This is a genomic window from Microbacterium sp. KR10-403, from assembly GCF_040196215.1.
In the GTDB taxonomy this organism is placed as follows: Bacteria; Actinomycetota; Actinomycetes; order Actinomycetales; family Microbacteriaceae; genus Microbacterium.
Window position 1 is genome coordinate 166,336 of sequence record NZ_JBEGDC010000001.1, and the last position, 16,173, is coordinate 182,508.

Below are 16,173 nucleotides of genomic sequence, written 5' to 3' on the forward strand. Positions count from 1 at the left end.
GTGCGCAGGCGGATCGTCATATTCGGCGACCGGCCTACGATCGGGGCATGCGCATCTTCCTCGCCGGGGCGTCCGGCGTCATCGGTCGGCGCCTCGTGCCGCTGCTGCGGGTCGCCGGGCACGACGTCGCGGGACTCACCCGCACCAGCGAGAACGCCGCGATCATCGCCGAGCTGGGCGCGAGCCCCGTCGTGTGCGACGTGTACGACGCCGCGGCGCTCACCCGCGCGGTCGCCGAGTACCAGCCCGACGCGGTGCTGCACGAGCTCACCGATCTGCCCGACGACGCCGCGCAGATCGAGGCGTACCGTGCCCGCCACGCGCGCATCCGCATCGAGGGCACGCACAATCTGCTCGCGGCCGCGCGGGCCGCGGCGACCGCACGCATCCTCGCCCAGAGCGTCGCGTGGCCGATGCCTCCGGGGCCCGGTCAGGAGTCGGTCGCCGAGCTCGAGCGATCGGTGCTCGCCGCCGGCGGCGTCGTGCTGCGGTACGGCCAGTTCTACGGTGAGGGCACCTACCACCCCGACACGGTGCCGAACGAGCCGCGCATCCAGATCGACCGCGCCGCCGAGCAGACCGTCGACGCGCTGACCGAGCCCACCGGTGTGCTCGAGCTCACCGACGACGGAATGCGCCGGCTCGCGGCATCCATCGACTGAACATTCCCCCGTGACGCTGTGTTTCACGGGTGTGACGCTCTCCGTCACGACCGGTGCGAACGCGGGCGGGCGTCCGTACCGTCACCATGCATGAGCATTCCTGCAACCTCCGAGCCGATCGGCTTCGCGTCGCTCGGCTCGGACGAGTTCAAAGCCCTGTTCCGCGGACACCCGGGTGGCGTGGCCGTCGTGACGGCCGACGCCGGCGACGGACCGGTGGCGCTGACCGCCACCTCGGTCGCGTCGGTGAGCGCATCGCCGCCCCTGCTCGTGTTCTCGGTGTCGCAGCTGTCGTCGGCGTCATCGGTGCTCGTGCGCGCCGACACCGTCGTGGTGCATCTGCTCGACGCCGATGACCTGTCGCTCGCCCGGCTCGGTGCGACCAGCGGCGTCGACCGGTTCGCCGACACCGACCGCTGGTCGCGGCTGATCACCGGCGAGCCGGTCTACGCGGACGTGCGGGCGTGGGTGCGGTGCGCGGTGATCGGGAGGATGGATGCCGGCGGCTCGACGGTGATCGCGGCGCACGCCCTGCAGGCGCAGGTGACGCGGGATGCCGCAGACGGCGGCGCGCTCGTGTACCACGACCGGTCTTGGCACCGCCTCGGCGCGCACTCGCGGATCGAACTCAGCGCATAGCGGCGGCGCGACCTCGCGAGGTCGCACGTGTTCTCGCGAGGTCGCATGTGTTCTCGCGAGGTCGCATGTGTTCTCGCGAGATACGGCGCGACCTCGCGAAGTTCGGTGCGACCTCGCGAGATACGGTGCGACCTCGGCGGGTGAGGACGCGGCGCGCAAGAATGGGGAGGCGAACCGAGGAGGTCCCCATGTACGGAGCCGTCATCCACGCACCGGGCGATGTGCGCTACGAAGAGCGCCCCGATCCCACGATCGAGAAGCCGACCGACGCCGTGATCCGCATGATCGCGACGTGCGTGTGCGGGTCCGACCTGTGGACATACCGAGGCCTCAACCCGATCAAACGCCCGCTGCACATGGGCCACGAGTATGTCGGCGTGATCGAGGAGATCGGCTCCGACGTGCAGACACTGAAGCCCGGCGACGTCGTCGTCGGGTCGTTCATGGCCTCGGACGGCACCTGCGAGATCTGCCGAGCCGGGTACCCGTCCCGCTGCGTGAATGTGGTTCCGATGGGTTCCTTGGGCGCCCAGGCCGAGCGGTTGCGCGTGCCGTGGGCCGACGGCACGCTCGTCGCGGCCGACGGGGATCCCGATTCCGACCTGATCCCGTCGCTGCTGGCCGCGTCGGACGTGCTGGGCACCGGCTGGTTCGCCGCAGAAGCCGCCGCCGTCGAGCCGGGCAAGACCGTGGTCGTGGTCGGCGACGGCGCCGTCGGACTGCTCGGAGTGCTCGCCGCCAAGGCGCGCGGCGCCGAGCGCATCATCGCGATGAGCCGGCACGCCGACCGGCAGCAGCTGGCACAGCGCTTCGGCGCGACCGACATCGTCACCGAGCGCGGGGATGAGGGCGTCGAACGCATCAAGGAGATGACGGGCGGCCTCGGCGCGCACAGCGTCATCGAGGCGGTCGGCACGCAGGAGTCGATGTTGCAGGCGATCCGCTCGACGCGGGCCGGCGGGCACGTCGGCTTCGTGGGCGTCTCGCACGGGGTCTCGCTGCCGGGCGACCTGCTGTTCTCCAGCGAGGTGCACTTGTTCGGCGGACCGGCGCCCGTGCGGCGCTATCTGCCCGACCTCATCGATCGCATCGAACGCCGCGAGATCGAGCCGGGGCTCGTCTTCGACCTCACGCTCCCGCTGTCGGAGGTCGCCGAGGGCTACCGCGCCATGGACGAGCGGCGCGCGATCAAGACGCTGCTGATGCCGTAGCCCTGTGGAACGCCAGGCGCGACACCCCGCGGGGCTGTGTGAACCGGAAGTTCAATACCGAAAAACACTGTGTCGCGCCCCGCGCCTCGCGCCGCACACCCGAACCCGCGCCCCGCGCCTCGCGCCGCACACCCGAACCCGCGCCGCGCGCGCCGCGCCGCGCACCCGCGCGCCCCGCGCGAGGGTGTGCCCGCGGCATCCCGAGCAGACGATGATGGAGGGATGAGCTCCTCCCCGTTCGACGACATCACCGAAGCCGAGCTGCGCCGCATCGGCGGCATGAAGTGGTCGGCATTCCCCGATGCGATCGGCGCGTTCGTCGCCGAGATGGACTTCGGCACCGCCCCGGCCGTGCGCAGCGCGCTGCACGAGTGGGTCGACGGCGGTCTGTTCGGCTATCCGCCGAGCGGGCTCGTCGAGGCCATGACGCAGGCGTGCGCCGACTGGCAGCGCGATGCATACGGGTGGGACGTCCCCGTCGAGCGCGTGCGCCCGCTCGCCGACGTGCTCTCGGGGCTGTCGGCGGTCATCGAGCTGTTCACGACGCCCGGCAGCGCCATCGTGCTCCCGACACCCGCGTACATGCCGTTCCTCACCATCCCGGCCGTGCATGGGCGTGAGGTCATCCAGGTGCCGATGCTGCGCGACGACGCCGGCTGGCACCTCGACCTCGACGGCATCGACCGCGCGTTCGCGGACGGCGGCGGGCTGCTCGTCATGTGCAATCCGCACAACCCGATCGGCAAGGTCTACACGCCCGACGAGATGCTCGCCGTCGCCGAGGTCGTCGAGCGGCACGGCGCGAAGGTGTTCTCCGACGAGATCCATTCGCCGCTGGTGTACCCCACCGCGCAGCACGTGCCGTACGCATCGGTGTCGGCGGCCGCGGCATCCCACACCGTCACGGCGACCTCCGCCTCGAAGGCCTGGAATCTGCCCGGCCTGAAGTGCGCGCAGCTGATCCTGTCGAATGATCGGGATGCCGCAGCCTGGGCCGACAACCGCCGGTCGATGACCGCCGAGCACGGCGCCAGCAACCCGGGCCTCGTCGCCAACACCGCCGCCTACACGGACGGGCGCGGGTGGCTCGCCGACGTCGTCGGATATCTCGACGGCAATCGCACCCTGATGAGCGAGCTCGTCGCCGAGCACCTGCCCGGTGTGCGCTACCTGCCCCCGGAGGGCACCTATCTCGCGTGGCTCGACTGCCGAGAGCTGCAACTGGGCGACCACCCGGCCGAGTTCTTCCTCGAGCAGGCGAAGGTCGCCGGCACCGACGGCGCCCTGTGCGGCGACGCCGGCGCGGGCTCGATGCGCTTCAACCTGGCGATGCCGCGGCCACTGCTGCGCACCGCCGTCGAGCGCATGGGCGCAGCGCTGGCCGCGCGGTAGCGCGAGGCCCGCCGCTCAGCGCACGCGGCGGCCGTGCGCGAGATCGAGCAGGTGCGGCAGCACATCGCCCTCGCGCAGACCCGAGTGCTCGTGCTCGCTGGTGATCCACGGCGTCACGCCCGGCAGCAGCTCGAGCGTCTCGAGCGAGTATTCGACCGGCACGTAGAGGTCGTTGACGTAGACGGCCGCCGCGCCGTGCGCGCCCGAGGCGCGCAGCGCGTCGGCGTCGTACACCCGCGGCCACTCGTGCTCGGCCAGGGCGAGGGTGACGTCCTTCCACGGCCGGAACCCGGGCACCGTGTCGAGCCACTCGCGGCGCACGTGCTCGCCGGTCAGCAGGGTGACGTCCTCGCGGAAGTCATCGGGCTCGACGCGGTCGGCCGACCAGCGCGTGGCGGAGCCGTCGGCATAGCTCGACTCGTGGAACACCATGTACAGCGGATTGCGCGTGCCGTACGGCAGCGCGGCGGCCAGATCGTGCCGGAACGCGTTGGTGTGCGGCTCTTCGTCGAGCAGGTGGTGGAGCGTCTGCCATCCGTGGTTGCTGCCCAGCAGCATCCCGAGCGAACGCAGCCGCGAGGTCGCGACGACCTCGCCGTCGGGCAGCACGATCTTTCCCGCGTCGGTGAGGTCGGCGAGGCGCCGCACGGTGTCGCGGTGATGCGGGAAGCGCCGGTAGTAGCGCTCCGACCCGTCACGCAGCTTGTCGTACGTGAGCGCGTAGACCTCGTCGGGGTGACGGCCGATCGCCGACAACCCACCCGTGAAGAACACCTCGCGCAGCGACGAGGCGTCGGTCGACAGGTAGGCGAGCGTCGTGAAGCCGCCGAACGACTGGCCCAGCACGCTCCAGGTGGTGGCCCCCAGGTGCTCGCGCAGCGCCTCGCAGTCGCGCACGATGCCGTCGGCGCGCAGGTGCGTGATGTACTCGGCGAGCTCGTCGGTGCCGCGGGCGAGATCGGCGTCGCCGATGGGCGTCGAGCGACCGGTGCCCCGCTGGTCGATCATCACGACGCGGTAGTGCTCGAGCGCGGCATCCAGCCACGACGGCGCCACCGGCGCGTGATACGGACGCGGCGCCTCACTGCCCGGGCCGCCCTGCAGGTAGACGAGGTACGGCAGGTCCGCACCTCCCTCTCGGGCGATGACCGCGGCGTACACCTCGATCGTGCGGGTGTCGGTGTCGTCACCCCAGACGAGCGGCACGGTGATGGTGTGGTCTTCGACGGTGAGGTCCTGCATGCGACGCGTGGTGACGGCCATGCCGTCGAGTCTATTCGGGCTTCCACCGGTCGACGGATGGGGATGGATGCCGCCGCCGGCGTCTCCCGGGCGGGGTTAGTGTCGGGGAATGACCTCTTACGACGTGGCGCAACTGGGCGGACTCGACACATGGCTGCAGGCGGGCGACCGCCCCGGCAAGCAGTTCGTCGACAAGCTGATCCCGACGCAGTACATCGGCGTCTCGGCCAATGCGACGGCCCCGGGCGACCAGTCGCCGTTCTGGCACTCCCACGACCGGATCGAGGAGGTCTACGTCTTCCTCGGCGGCGTCGGGCAGATGGGTCTCGACGACGAGGTCGTCGACGTGCAGCCGGGCACCGTCGTCCGCGTCGGGCAGGGCGTCATGCGCATCCTGCGCGCGCTGCCCGACAGCCCGGAAGACCTGCGGTGGATGTGCATCCGCGCCGGCGGCGACACGCTCGAGAACGTCGGACACGACGGCGCGCTCGACCGCGAACGCCCCGCCCCCTGGGCCGAGTAGCGCGTGACGAAGGCGATCGTCCTCGGCGTCAGCGGGATGACGGGGCGTGCGATCGCGCGCGAGCTCGTCGACGCGGGGTGGGATGTCACGGGCACGGGTCGTGACGCGGCGCACTTCCCCGCCGAGCTCGGGGCGTCGGGCGTGGATTTCGTGCGCTCGGACCGCGGCGACGCCGCCGACCTCGACGCGGTGCTGGCGGGCGGCGCCGACCTGGTCGTCGACTGCGTCGCCTATACAGCCGCGCACGCGCAGCTGCTCGTCGAACGCGCCGCAGGCCTGGGCGCGATCGTCGCCCTGTCAAGCAAAGCCGTCTACGTCGACGCGCAGGGCCGCCACTCGAACAGCGACGATCCGCCCGACTTCGGCGGGCCGGTCGTCGAGACCACGGCGACTCTCGAGCCCGACTTCTCCGGCGAGTACCAGTCGCGGCTCGGTTACGGCACGAACAAGGTCGCGATGGAGCAGACGCTGCTGGCGGCATCCTGTCCCGTCTCGATCCTGCGCCCGTCGCGCATCCACGGACCGGGATCGTCCCGCCCGCGCGAGTGGTTCGTGGTGCGGCGCCTGCGCGATGGGCGCACGCGTCTGCCGCTCGCGCACGGCGGGCGCACCGGCAACCATCCCACGGCGGCGGTGAACCTCGCGCGCCTCGTGCGGGTGTGCGCCGAGCGGCCGGCGACGCGCGTGCTCAACGCGGCCGATCCCGGCACGCCCACGGCCGCCGACATCGCGCAGGCGATCGCCGCGGCGGCGAAGCTGCCGCTCGAGATCGTGGGTCTCGACGAGGGGGTGCCGGATGCCTGGGGCCGCAGCCCGTGGGACACCTGGCCGCCCTTCTTCCTCGACATGAGCGCCGCCGCAGGGATCGGCTACACGCCGGTCGGCACCTACGCCGAGACCGTGGCGGCGACCGTGCACGAGCTGCGGGCGCTGCCGCCGGCCGATTCGGCCGCGATCGACGCCGACCCGTTCTTCACGGGCCGCTTCGACTACGCGCTCGACGACGCGGCGCTGGCCGCGGCATCCATCCCTTCCGCGCCCCCTTCTTCTTCTCGGTGAGACTGCAACGGACGGGTGAGAGTGTGGTTGCTTCCCGCTGTCTCGTCCGCCCGTTGCAGTCTCACGGTTCGGCGCGCGGCGAGCGCGCGCCCACGCGCCCTCAGGGCAGGGCGCGCCCCGTCGCCGTCGCGTATCGCGGCTCGGCCGACAGCCCCAGAGCAGGCACGGCGAACCGCGCGACGACCTGACCGGCGGCCACGTCGGCGTCGCTCACGGTCAGCGTCGGGTACGGCGCGCCGAACACCGCGCTGCCGCCCGCGGCGATGTCGAACGGCCCCGCGGTACCGCCCGGATGCTCGAGCGTCACGCCACCAGCGGCCTGGCCGCGCGGCATCCTGACCCGCACATGGAAGGCGAGGATTTCACCCGCGCGCAGCCCCGGCCGCGGCGGGCCGTAGTTGCGCAGCTGCGCCTCGCGCGTGCCGAGGATCATCCCCCCGGCGGCGGCGTAGGCCTGGCCGACCTCCTTCCACGCGCTGGCGTCGACGCCCGCCGTATCGACGGGGTAGACGTGATACTCGCCGACGGGCACCCACTCGGCAGGAAGGCCCGGGGTGATCGAGCGCAGGATGACCTCGAGCAGAGGCTGCTCGGGCGGGGCGATGCCCGCCGACACCGGATCGACGGGGCCGGATGCCGCGATCTCGGCGGCCGTGACGCGCGTGAAGACGATCTCGCTGTACCCCTCGCGCTCGTAGAGCAGGCCGATGTCTCCGTCGGGCAGCATGGCGGCGCACGAGTATCCGCTGCTGCCGTCGCACACGATCAGCTGATGCGGCCAGGTCGCGCCGCCGTCGCGTGACAGGCTGAGGCCGGTGTGCCGGCGCAGCTGAGGGTCGAGGTTGCTCGAGACGAGCAGAGTGGATGCCGCGCCCGCGGCCTCTGCGGCGGCCCCCGGGGGCAGCGCGATGAGCGATCCGTTGTCGCTGGGATCGGGCAGTCCTTCGATCGGCTCCGGCGCGCTCCAGCTCGCGCCGCCGTCGTGCGATCGCGCGGCCAGCCTCGTCGGTGTGCCGCGCGAATGCAGCAGCAGCGATCCGTCGGGCAGAACCGCGATCGCCGATTCGTTGGTGTCACCGCCGACCGCAACGCCCAGTATCCACGTCTCCCCGTGGTCGTCGCTGTAGGCGGCGGCCGCGGTGATGCGGCCGCGTTCGAGCAGCACCATCGGCTGCACGAGACGGCCCGCGAACGGCCCGTGAGTGATGTGCACACCGGTGCCCGAGGCGGCGAAGACACCGGTGACGCCGGGCCTCTTCAACTGTGCGGTCAGGCGCCGGTGCGTGAAGGTGAGGCCGTCGTCGTCGGAGATCGACAGGTCGACGTGCTGCACGGCGTCTTCGGGCTCGACGCCCTCGACCGCCTCGAAGAAGCCGGCGAGGGTGCCCGCGGCGTGGAAGAGCAGGATGCGGCCGGTGTCGCCGTCGACGAGCAGCGAGGGGTCGCCGAACCCCTGCAGACCTGTCCCGGTGCGCACGACCTGCTGCGGGCCCCAGGTGAGTCCGCCGTCGGTGCTGCGGCGCAGCAGCAGATCGATGGGGCTCGGCAGGTCATCGAGGTTCGGGCGCCCGTCATAGGCGGCCAGCACCGTGCCCGCCGTCGTCACGGCGAGGGCGGGGATGCGGTACTGCGCGTAACCGCCCTCGCCTCGCCGGGCGATGAGGACATCAGATGTCTCGGCACGCATACGCCCACCCTAAGCGGTGCGCGAGCGCCGGGCCGCCGTCGCCTCCTGGACCGGGTGTAAAAACACCGCATTACACTGGCATCAGCGAGCGAGGGCAGGAGGTCACCGGTGCCGATCACGGGGACGATCCTCGACGTCGCAGCGCGGCATCCCGAGCGTCTCGCGATCGCCGGTACCGACGGCCGACTGACCTACGCCGAGCTCGTCGAAGACTCGCGCCGCCTGTTCGCGACGGTCGACGTCCTTCACCGGTCCCAGGAGTCGCCGCCGCAGCCGGCGACCGAGACCCGCGGCATCCCGATCACGGCCGTCAGCGTCACCTCGGCGTTCCACACCGCGCGCATCGTCGCCGGACTCGCCGGATACCGGGCGGTCTCGGCGACGATCGACCCCCGCTGGCCCCTCGCCCACCGCGTCAGCATCATCGAGGCGACCGGCATCGGCGTCGTGGTCAGCGACGCCCCCGATCTCGCAGACACTCTCGCCGCGCGAGGCTGGGGCGGCACCGTTCTGACGCTCGACGCCTTCACCCGCCTTGGGGCGGCGGTCGCGCCCGCCGAGCCTCCGCGCGTACGCGACGGCGACGAGGCGTTCCTGCTGCTGTTCTCGTCGGGCACGACGAGCGACCCGAAAGCCTTTCTGAAGACGCGGCGCCAGTACCGCGCGAACGTCGCGGTCTCGAGCGCGCATCTCGAACCGCTGCCCGGCGTCGCGACGCTGGCGCCCGGCCCCGTCTCGTACAGCCTGACGCTGTACGCGGTCATCGAGTGTCTGGCCACCGGCGGCACGGTGCATGTGGCCGACGCATTCGATCCGCTCTCGGTCGGGCGGGTGATCCGCAACGAGGGCATCACGCGCGTGGTGGCCGTCCCCGCGGTCGCGCAGGGACTGGTGGATGCCGCGCGCCGCGACCCGCAGCGCTTCGCGGGCCTGCAGCTGGTGGTGACCGGCGGCGCGAATCTGCCGCAGGCGATCCGCGACGCGCTGGCGGCCGTGCTGCCCGGCGTGTGCCTGATCAGCTATTACGGCGCCGCCGAGATCGGGTTCATCGGCGACAGCCGCGAGGGCGACGGCACCCTCATCTCGGTGTACGACGGAGTCCGCGCGCGCATCGACGACGGCACCACGCCCGACGGCGAGCCCGGCACGCTCTGGATCTTCGCCGACGCATGCTCCGACGGGTATATCTCCACCACGACGTCTGAGTTGCTGAAGGGCACCGACGGCTGGGCGACCGTGCACGACCAGGCCCGCATGGTCGACGGGCGGTTGCAGCTCATCGGCCGCGCCGGCGACATCGCGGTGACCGGCGGGCACAAGGTCGCCCTGCCCGAGGTCGAGCGCGCCTTCGACGACATGCCAGGCATCGTCGCCTGCGCGGTCGCGCTGCCCGATGCGACGCTGGGCACGGTGGTCGCGCTCGTGGTCGAGGGCGACGGGCCGGCGAAGGCCGCATTGCAGGCATGGGCGCGCGAGCGCCTCGCCCCGCAGTTCGTGCCGCGGCGCTGGTATCGGGTCGCGCGGCTGCCGCGCACGGTCGGCGGCAAGATCCGCCGCGGCGAGACCGCCGAGCTCGTCGCGCGGGGAGAGGCGGAGCGCCTGTGACCCGCGTCGTCATCACCGGCATGGGGGCGATCACGCCCAGCGGGCTCGACGTCGAGACGACGTGGGATGCCGTCGCCGCCGGTCGCAGCGCGATCACGACCCTCCACGGACCCGAGTTCGACGGCCTGGCCGTGCGTATCGGCGGGCGCGTGCGCGGCTTCGAGACCGCGCTTCCCCTGGTGCTCGCGCGACGGATCACGCCCGTGCAGCAGTGGGCCATCGCCGCAGCCGATCAGGCGCTCGCGCAGGCGGGCGCCCGCGACGGCGCGCTGCCGTGGGACTCCGAGCGCACCGCGGTGATCGCCGCGACCGGCTCCGGCCCGGTCGATGCCATGCAGGCAGCGACCCGGGCGCTCGATGAACGCGGACCGCGTGCCGTGCCCCTCAGCCTCACGATGCACGGGGCGCCGGATGCCGCGGCCGCCCTCATCAGCCATCGCCACCGCCTGTTCGGGCCGGCGCAGGGCGTGTCGGCGACATGCGCGAGCGGTGCTGTCGGGCTCGGCGAGGGCCTGCGCCGCATCCGCCACGGCTATGCCGACGCCGTCGTCGTCGTCGGCATGGAGGACTGCCTGAACGCGGTGAACCTGTCGTCGAACGCGAATATACGCGCACTGGCATCCGGGTATGAGACCGATCCGACGGCGGCGTCGCGCCCCTTCGACACGGCCCGCGCCGGCTTCGTCATGACGCAGGGCGCGGCGGCGCTCGTGCTCGAATCCGCCGACTCCGCCCGCGGCCGCGGGGCCGACGTCCTCGCCGAGCTCGTCGGATTCGGCGCCTCGAGCGACGCCTATCACCCGACGGCGCCCGACCCGGCCGGCACCGGTGGCGCCCGTGCCATCCGCGCCGCGCTCGAGGACGCGCACCTCGATCCGGCGGACATCGATCACATCAACGCCCACGGCACCGGCACCGTGGCCGGCGACGCCGCCGAGCTGAACGCCTTCGATGCCGCGCTGGGGACTGCGGCCCGCGGCATCCCGATCAGCGCCACGAAATCCTCCACGGGACATCTGCTCGGCGCGTCGGGAACGCTCGAGGCGATTATCGCCGTTCAGGCGCTGCGCCGCGGCATCCTCCCCCCGACGATCAACCTCGACGACCCCGCATTCCCGGAATGGAATATCGTGTCGGCGCCGCAGCCGACCACGGCCCGCATCGCCCTGTCGACATCGTTCGGCTTCGGCGGGCACAACGGCGCGATCATCCTCCGCACCGACGCACACCCGACACCACAGGAGACCCCATGACCGATCGTGAGACGCGGCACGCAGAGCTCGCGCAGCGCTACCTTCCCGACGAGCTGCTCGAGCGCTTCCGCGAGCGCGCCGCGGTGTATGACCGCGAGAACCGCTTCTTCGACGAAGACCTCACCGAGCTGCGCGCGCAGGGCTACCTGCAGTTGTTCGTCCCCGAGGAGTTCGGCGGGCCGGGACTGAGCCTCAACCAGGTCTCGCACCTGCAGCAGCGCCTGGCGGGAGCCGCCCCCGCCACCGCCCTCGCGATCAACATGCACCTCATGTGCAACGGCGTCGTCAAGGCCATGTTCGACCGCGGAGACCGCTCGCTCGGGTACGTCTTCGAAGAGACCCTCGCGGGCGAGATCTTCGCGTTCGGCATCAGCGAGCCGAGCAACGACTGGGTGCTGCAGGGCTCGAACACCGTCGCCGTGCCGCAGGAAGACGGCGGCTACCGGCTGACCGGCGTGAAGATCTTCACGTCGCTGTCGCCGGTCTGGACGCGGCTGATCGTGCACGGCCTCGATTCCACCGGCGACGAGCCGCAGCTCGTGTACGGCTTCGTCGACCGCGACGAGCCGGGCATCAGCGTCTCCGACGACTGGGACGTGCTGGGCATGCGCGCCTCGCAGAGCCGCGCGACGATCCTGAAGGACGTGCGCGTGCGCCCCGACCGGGTCGCCCGACGTCTCGCACCGGGACGCACGCCCGACCTGCTCACGTTCGCGATCACGAGCTGCTTCCAGTTGCTGATCGGCTCGGTCTACGCGGGCGTCGCTCGCCGCGCACTCGACCTGGGCGCGGCGGGGCTGAAGCGCCGCAGGTCGGCCAAGGCCGGCGCGAGCTACGCCGAGGTGCCCGAGTCGCGCGCGCGGCTGGCCGACGCGCTCATGGACTTCATGGCGGTGCCCGCGCAGCTCGAGACCTACACGCGCGAGTTCGACGAGCTCGCCGACCACGGCGCGGGATGGCCGCTGCGCCTCGTGTCGGCGCGCATCAACGCGTCGAGGGCGGCGCGGCGCTCGGCCGAGGTCGCACTGATGTGCGCGAGCGGCGCCGGATTCAACAACTCCAACGAGCTGAGTCGCCTGTTCCGGGATGCCACGGCCGGCCTCTTCCACCCGCCGAGCGAAGACGCGGCACGGCCCATGTACGCGGCGGCGCTGCTCGACGATTGAGCGCGCTGGTCACCTCCGTCGCAGCACGTCGAACACGACGCGCAGCGTGAGCACCCCCGACAGGATCACGAGCAGGTACCCGAACAGCTCGAAGAGCGTCAGCGTGGGCGTGATGTCGGGTCCCGCACCGCTGCTGAGCAGCAGCGCCGCCATCAGCCCGAACACGCCCGCCAAGAAGGTGATCGCACCGAGGTTGATGAACTCACGCAGCACGGCGCGGTCGCGGCGATCGGCGAACAGCCGCACGTTGACGCTGAGCCGGCCCGTCGCCAGCTGCCCTGTGATCTGGTCGATCCGGCGCGGCAGACGACGCGCGGCAGGCAGCATCCCGATCAGCTCGTCCGCCACCGAACGTGCGACGGCCTTCGGGCGGCGCTGCTCGTCGACGCGCTCCTGCGCGAAGCCGGTCGCCTCGGTCACCAGGTTGAACTCCGGATCGAGCACGCGTGCGCTGCCCTCGACGGTCGCGATCGCGCGGAAGGCGGCGGTCAGCTCCGGTGGCACGGCCAGCCCGTGCCGCCCCAGGATCTGGATGACCTCGGTGAACGCCGACGCGTCGAGCGCAGACCCGGCGCCCAGATAGCGCGACATGAACTCGCCGATCTGCCGGCGCAGCATGAACTCGTCGAGATCGTCGGGCAGCTCGACGAAGCTGAGCAGGGTGTCGGCGAACAGCCGCGCGTCGCCGCGCGAGAACGAGAGCACGACATCGGTGATCTGCCGGCGCACCTCCGAGTCGAGGCGCCCGACCGACCCGAAGTCGATGAGGGCGAGCTGATCGTCGGGCGTGACGACGACGTTGCCCGGGTGCAGGTCGGCGTGGAACACACCGGCATCCATGATCTGCGACAGCGTGCCCTGGAACAGCCGCATCGCCAGCATCGACCGCTTGTGATCGGTGAGCCGATCGGCCACTCCCGGCTCGCTCAGCGTCGTTCCGTCGATGAACTCCATGGTCAGCACGTCGCGCGCGCTGAACTCGGCGAAGAAGTGGGGCACGCGCAGCCGCTTGTCTTCGGGGAGGGCCGCCTGCACCGCCTCCATCGCGACGATGTTCGCGGCTTCGACCCGGTAGTCGAGCTCGTCGCGCAGGCTCTCGGTGAGCGCCTCGGCGAGCTCGTCGAGACCGAACCGCTGCGCCCAGCCGGTCGACTGCGTGAGCCGGCGCGCCAGGCGCCGGGCGATGTCGATGTCGCGCTCGACGAGCGGCACGATGCCCGGGCGCTGCACCTTCACGGCGACGCGGCGGCCGTCGGGCAGGGTCGCCTCGTGGACCTGGCCGATGGATGCCGCGGCCAGCGGCTCGTGCGCGATCGTGGCGAAGACCTCGTCGACCGGACGGCCGAGGGATGCCGTCAGCACCGGTTCGACGTCGGCCCAGCCCGCCGGCGGCACGCGCTGCTGCAGCCGCTTGAACGCGTCGATGTACTCGGTGGGCAGGGCGTCGCTGCGGGTCGAGAGGATCTGCCCGATCTTCACGAAGGCGCCGCCGGCGTCTTCGAGCGCTGCGGTCAGGGCGGCGGCCTGACGGCGGCGCTCGGAGGCACCGGCACTGCTCTGCTCGGTGGTGAGCTTGAAGGGCAGCAGGCGGTGGCGCGCGCCGATGCGCAGCAGCTCGGCGTAGCGGCGGCTGCGCTCCCGGCTGCGGCGGATGCCCGCGAGCACCTGGTCGGGTCGTGGCAGCGACCCCTGCGGCACGACGAGCTCGGCGACCACGAGGAACGCGATGGCCACGAACAGGATGATCCCGAACTGCACAGGGATGAGCGCCGGGGTGTACGAGCCCCAGACGAACTGCGACTCGAAGCCGACCTCGGCGAGCAGGCCGATGATGCCGGCGAGGATGATCCGCACCGTTCCGACCCGTACGCCGAGCACGCGCCGCGCGAAGGCGCCGATCACCAGCATCGCGACGACCGTGGCGGCCGTCATGACGATCACGTCGACGATGATCGAGCCGACACCCATCGCACGCTCCCCTCACCGGCGCCATCGTGTGGGTCCGGGTTTGGTTCAGCGTAGCCGCCCGGCCGCGGCGGCCGTCAGGGCTGGGTGTCGGCAGCTGCCGTGTCCCCCTCGGCCTCGCGGTGCGTCGGGTCGGCGGACAGCCGCGCGAGGTAGTGCATCGTCCCGTTGACGCGCTCGGCCCCGCGCGGGTCGCTGTCTTTGAGCGCCCACCACGCCTGACCGCCGAGCATGCTCGCCTCTTCGGGCTGACCCGCCTCACCGAGCTTGCGCAGCGCCTTCGTGAACAGGGTGACCAGATCGCGGCCGTCCGCGTTCGCCATGGGGACCTCTTCCTCTCGCTTCGACGCTACCGCCGGGATGCCGGGGCGAGGCCGTCCACGGAGAGATCAGCGCATCGCGAGATGACGGGGCGGGCCCTCCCATCGCGCGATCGCGATCTTCATCTCGACGACTTCGGACTCGACGCGTGAGATGCGCGTCTCGACGCGGTCGAACCGGGCATCCACCTGATCGAACCGGGCGCCCACCTGATCGAACCGGGCATCCACCTGATCGAACCGACGGTCCATGTACGCCTGCATCTGCTCGAACCGCTGATCGGTGTTCGCCCGCTCCCTCGCGAACCTCTCGTCCCAACGTGCATCCTGGCGACGCAGCATCCCGCCCACCACACCTGCGAAGCCGACCGCGGCCACAAAGACGGCGACGATCACGCCGATCACATCCGGTGTCACGGTCATGCCTCCATTGTGCCGCGGGAGATCAGGGATGTCACCGACTGTAGAGCGAGTTCGTGCCGCTCATCGGCACGCAACCAGAATCTGTGGACAGCGGCCACACGCCCTCACGCTGGGGAGGAACCGCCGTCACACCGGAATCTCGACCAGCAGGAACCACTCGCCCGCAGGCGCCAGCCGCGCCCAGTTCGGTATGAGGTGCGGGTCGGACACATGCCCGTCCAGGTCGACGTTCGTGACGCCGCGGTCGGCGAGCACCGCGAGCGAGTGGCGCAGACATCCTTCGACCATCCGCTCCCCCTCGGGCTCATCGGGCCGGGTCGTCTCCGCGCACACGACCGGCGGCTCGGCGTCGAGGTAGACCGCCGCAATCGCTCGCACGCGGCCCTCGTCGTCGAGCGCGAGCGCCGACGCATCCAGGTCGAGGTCGTCGAGCAGCCCCTCGTTCACGACCGCCGCGAAGCCGGGGCCGACCGGGCTCCATCCCCGGTGGATCCACTCGTACATGTCGGCGTGCGCACCCAGCACCTGGGCGAAGGGCACACGACTCGCGGCCACGACAGCGCCGTGCGGTCGCAGCACCTCAGCCCGCGTCGTCCGCACCCGCGCCGGCGGCACGATCTGGATCGTGCGCGCACCGCACGCGAACGCGAAGGTCACGCGCTCGCTGTCGACGTACCCACGGGTCATGAACGGGATGCCGCGGGCCCGCTGCCCCGCGAGGTGCCCGAGCATCGCCCTTCCGATGCCGCGGCGGCGGAGCCGCGGGTCGACGACCATGTCGATCCAGTACCGGTCGCCGTGGGCCCGCGATGTCCAAATGACTCCCGCCGCCACGACGGCCCCCGAATCGTCGACCGCGACGGACGACCGGGTGTCGGCATCCCGCCACCCGTCCTCTCGCAACTCGATCTCGCCGAACCACGCCGGCGCCTCGTCGAGGTCGCGCGCACTCAGCGGCCGGAACCGCACGTTCCCCATGCCCGCGAGGCTACCGCGCCGCGGGTCAGGCGATGACGTCACACCTCG

Annotated in this window: 15 protein-coding genes; 9 read left to right on the top strand and 6 right to left on the bottom strand. The window is 71.7% G+C overall.

Features of this window, described 5'->3' with window-relative positions; all coding sequences use genetic code 11:
* Positions 1-47 precede the first annotated feature (47 nt).
* The 4 genes from ABMQ42_RS00800 (at position 48) to ABMQ42_RS00815 (ending at position 3,904) form a co-directional block, all read left to right on the top strand.
* Positions 48-662 carry an NAD-dependent epimerase/dehydratase family protein gene (locus ABMQ42_RS00800; protein WP_349720702.1) on the top strand — a complete coding sequence of 205 codons (615 nt, stop codon included), beginning with the start codon at positions 48-50 and terminating at the stop codon, positions 660-662.
* A 90-nt stretch (positions 663-752) separates the two neighbouring features.
* Positions 753-1,301 carry a flavin reductase family protein gene (locus tag ABMQ42_RS00805; protein WP_349720703.1) on the top strand — a complete coding sequence of 183 codons (549 nt, stop codon included), beginning with the start codon at positions 753-755 and terminating at the stop codon, positions 1,299-1,301.
* A 188-nt stretch (positions 1,302-1,489) separates the two neighbouring features.
* Positions 1,490-2,512, top strand: coding sequence for a zinc-dependent alcohol dehydrogenase family protein (locus tag ABMQ42_RS00810; protein ID WP_349720704.1), 1,023 nt, complete (start codon positions 1,490-1,492; stop codon positions 2,510-2,512).
* Positions 2,513-2,734: 222 nt separating this feature from the next.
* Positions 2,735-3,904, top strand: coding sequence for a MalY/PatB family protein (locus ABMQ42_RS00815; protein ID WP_349720705.1), 1,170 nt, complete (start codon positions 2,735-2,737; stop codon positions 3,902-3,904).
* Positions 3,905-3,919: 15 nt separating this feature from the next.
* On the opposite strand, the gene ABMQ42_RS00820 is transcribed toward ABMQ42_RS00815, so the two are convergent.
* Positions 3,920-5,167: an alpha/beta fold hydrolase gene (locus ABMQ42_RS00820; protein ID WP_349720706.1), complete on the bottom strand. Its 1,248-nt coding sequence runs from the start codon at positions 5,165-5,167 to the stop codon at positions 3,920-3,922.
* 88 nt (positions 5,168-5,255) lie between these two features.
* Between ABMQ42_RS00820 and ABMQ42_RS00825 the strand changes: the two genes are divergently transcribed.
* Together ABMQ42_RS00825 and ABMQ42_RS00830 are read left to right on the top strand one after the other, a co-directional pair.
* On the top strand, positions 5,256-5,669 hold the full coding sequence (locus tag ABMQ42_RS00825) for a cupin domain-containing protein (protein WP_349720707.1): 414 nt from the start codon (positions 5,256-5,258) through the stop codon (positions 5,667-5,669).
* A gap of 3 nt (positions 5,670-5,672) precedes the next feature.
* A complete protein-coding gene (locus ABMQ42_RS00830; protein ID WP_349720708.1) occupies positions 5,673-6,728 on the top strand; it encodes an NAD-dependent epimerase/dehydratase family protein in 1,056 nt (351 codons plus the stop codon).
* Between the two features lie 100 nt (positions 6,729-6,828).
* Here the strand turns inward: ABMQ42_RS00830 and ABMQ42_RS00835 are convergent, their stop codons facing one another.
* On the bottom strand, positions 6,829-8,415 hold the full coding sequence (locus ABMQ42_RS00835; protein ID WP_349720710.1) for a sialidase family protein: 1,587 nt from the start codon (positions 8,413-8,415) through the stop codon (positions 6,829-6,831).
* A gap of 108 nt (positions 8,416-8,523) precedes the next feature.
* On the opposite strand from ABMQ42_RS00835, the gene ABMQ42_RS00840 reads away from it, so the two are divergent.
* The 3 genes from ABMQ42_RS00840 to ABMQ42_RS00850 are packed head-to-tail and all read left to right on the top strand — an operon-like array spanning position 8,524 to position 12,439.
* Positions 8,524-10,020, top strand: coding sequence for a class I adenylate-forming enzyme family protein (locus ABMQ42_RS00840; protein WP_349720711.1), 1,497 nt, complete (start codon positions 8,524-8,526; stop codon positions 10,018-10,020).
* A complete protein-coding gene (locus ABMQ42_RS00845) occupies positions 10,017-11,273 on the top strand; it encodes a beta-ketoacyl-[acyl-carrier-protein] synthase family protein (RefSeq protein WP_349720713.1) in 1,257 nt (418 codons plus the stop codon). Before ABMQ42_RS00840 ends, ABMQ42_RS00845 begins: the two co-directional genes overlap by 4 nt.
* Positions 11,270-12,439, top strand: coding sequence for an acyl-CoA dehydrogenase family protein (locus tag ABMQ42_RS00850; protein ID WP_349720714.1), 1,170 nt, complete (start codon positions 11,270-11,272; stop codon positions 12,437-12,439). Before ABMQ42_RS00845 ends, ABMQ42_RS00850 begins: the two co-directional genes overlap by 4 nt.
* 9 nt (positions 12,440-12,448) lie before the next feature.
* On the opposite strand, the gene ABMQ42_RS00855 is transcribed toward ABMQ42_RS00850, so the two are convergent.
* The 4 genes from ABMQ42_RS00855 to ABMQ42_RS00870 all read right to left on the bottom strand — a co-directional run bounded on the left by ABMQ42_RS00855 (position 12,449) and on the right by ABMQ42_RS00870 (position 16,125).
* Complete coding sequence (locus ABMQ42_RS00855; RefSeq protein ID WP_349720715.1) at positions 12,449-14,407, bottom strand: ABC1 kinase family protein; 1,959 nt, start codon at positions 14,405-14,407, stop codon at positions 12,449-12,451.
* Between the two features lie 74 nt (positions 14,408-14,481).
* Positions 14,482-14,727 carry a hypothetical protein gene (locus ABMQ42_RS00860; protein WP_349720716.1) on the bottom strand — a complete coding sequence of 82 codons (246 nt, stop codon included), beginning with the start codon at positions 14,725-14,727 and terminating at the stop codon, positions 14,482-14,484.
* A gap of 66 nt (positions 14,728-14,793) precedes the next feature.
* Positions 14,794-15,147, bottom strand: a complete 354-nt coding sequence (locus ABMQ42_RS00865; RefSeq protein ID WP_349720717.1) for a hypothetical protein — start codon at positions 15,145-15,147, stop codon at positions 14,794-14,796.
* Between the two features lie 126 nt (positions 15,148-15,273).
* Positions 15,274-16,125 (bottom strand): GNAT family N-acetyltransferase, encoded by an 852-nt coding sequence (locus ABMQ42_RS00870; RefSeq protein WP_349720719.1) that lies wholly within the window; start codon positions 16,123-16,125, stop codon positions 15,274-15,276.
* Between the last annotated feature and the right edge of the window lie 48 nt (positions 16,126-16,173).

What these genes read in the sequence shown, in the direction of transcription:
- ABMQ42_RS00850 (WP_349720714.1), top strand. Translation starts at nt 11,270, where the DNA reads ATGACCGATCGTGAGACGCGGCACGCAGAGCTCGCGCAGCGCTACCTT.
- ABMQ42_RS00825 (WP_349720707.1), top strand. Translation starts at nt 5,256, where the DNA reads ATGACCTCTTACGACGTGGCGCAACTGGGCGGACTCGACACATGGCTG.
- ABMQ42_RS00835 (WP_349720710.1), bottom strand. Translation starts at nt 8,415, where the DNA reads ATGCGTGCCGAGACATCTGATGTCCTCATCGCCCGGCGAGGCGAGGGC.
- ABMQ42_RS00860 (WP_349720716.1), bottom strand. Translation starts at nt 14,727, where the DNA reads ATGGCGAACGCGGACGGCCGCGATCTGGTCACCCTGTTCACGAAGGCG.
- ABMQ42_RS00815 (WP_349720705.1), top strand. Translation starts at nt 2,735, where the DNA reads ATGAGCTCCTCCCCGTTCGACGACATCACCGAAGCCGAGCTGCGCCGC.
- ABMQ42_RS00805 (WP_349720703.1), top strand. Translation starts at nt 753, where the DNA reads ATGAGCATTCCTGCAACCTCCGAGCCGATCGGCTTCGCGTCGCTCGGC.
- ABMQ42_RS00800 (WP_349720702.1), top strand. Translation starts at nt 48, where the DNA reads ATGCGCATCTTCCTCGCCGGGGCGTCCGGCGTCATCGGTCGGCGCCTC.
- ABMQ42_RS00870 (WP_349720719.1), bottom strand. Translation starts at nt 16,125, where the DNA reads ATGGGGAACGTGCGGTTCCGGCCGCTGAGTGCGCGCGACCTCGACGAG.
- ABMQ42_RS00855 (WP_349720715.1), bottom strand. Translation starts at nt 14,407, where the DNA reads ATGGGTGTCGGCTCGATCATCGTCGACGTGATCGTCATGACGGCCGCC.
- ABMQ42_RS00865 (WP_349720717.1), bottom strand. Translation starts at nt 15,147, where the DNA reads ATGACCGTGACACCGGATGTGATCGGCGTGATCGTCGCCGTCTTTGTG.
- ABMQ42_RS00820 (WP_349720706.1), bottom strand. Translation starts at nt 5,167, where the DNA reads ATGGCCGTCACCACGCGTCGCATGCAGGACCTCACCGTCGAAGACCAC.
- ABMQ42_RS00810 (WP_349720704.1), top strand. Translation starts at nt 1,490, where the DNA reads ATGTACGGAGCCGTCATCCACGCACCGGGCGATGTGCGCTACGAAGAG.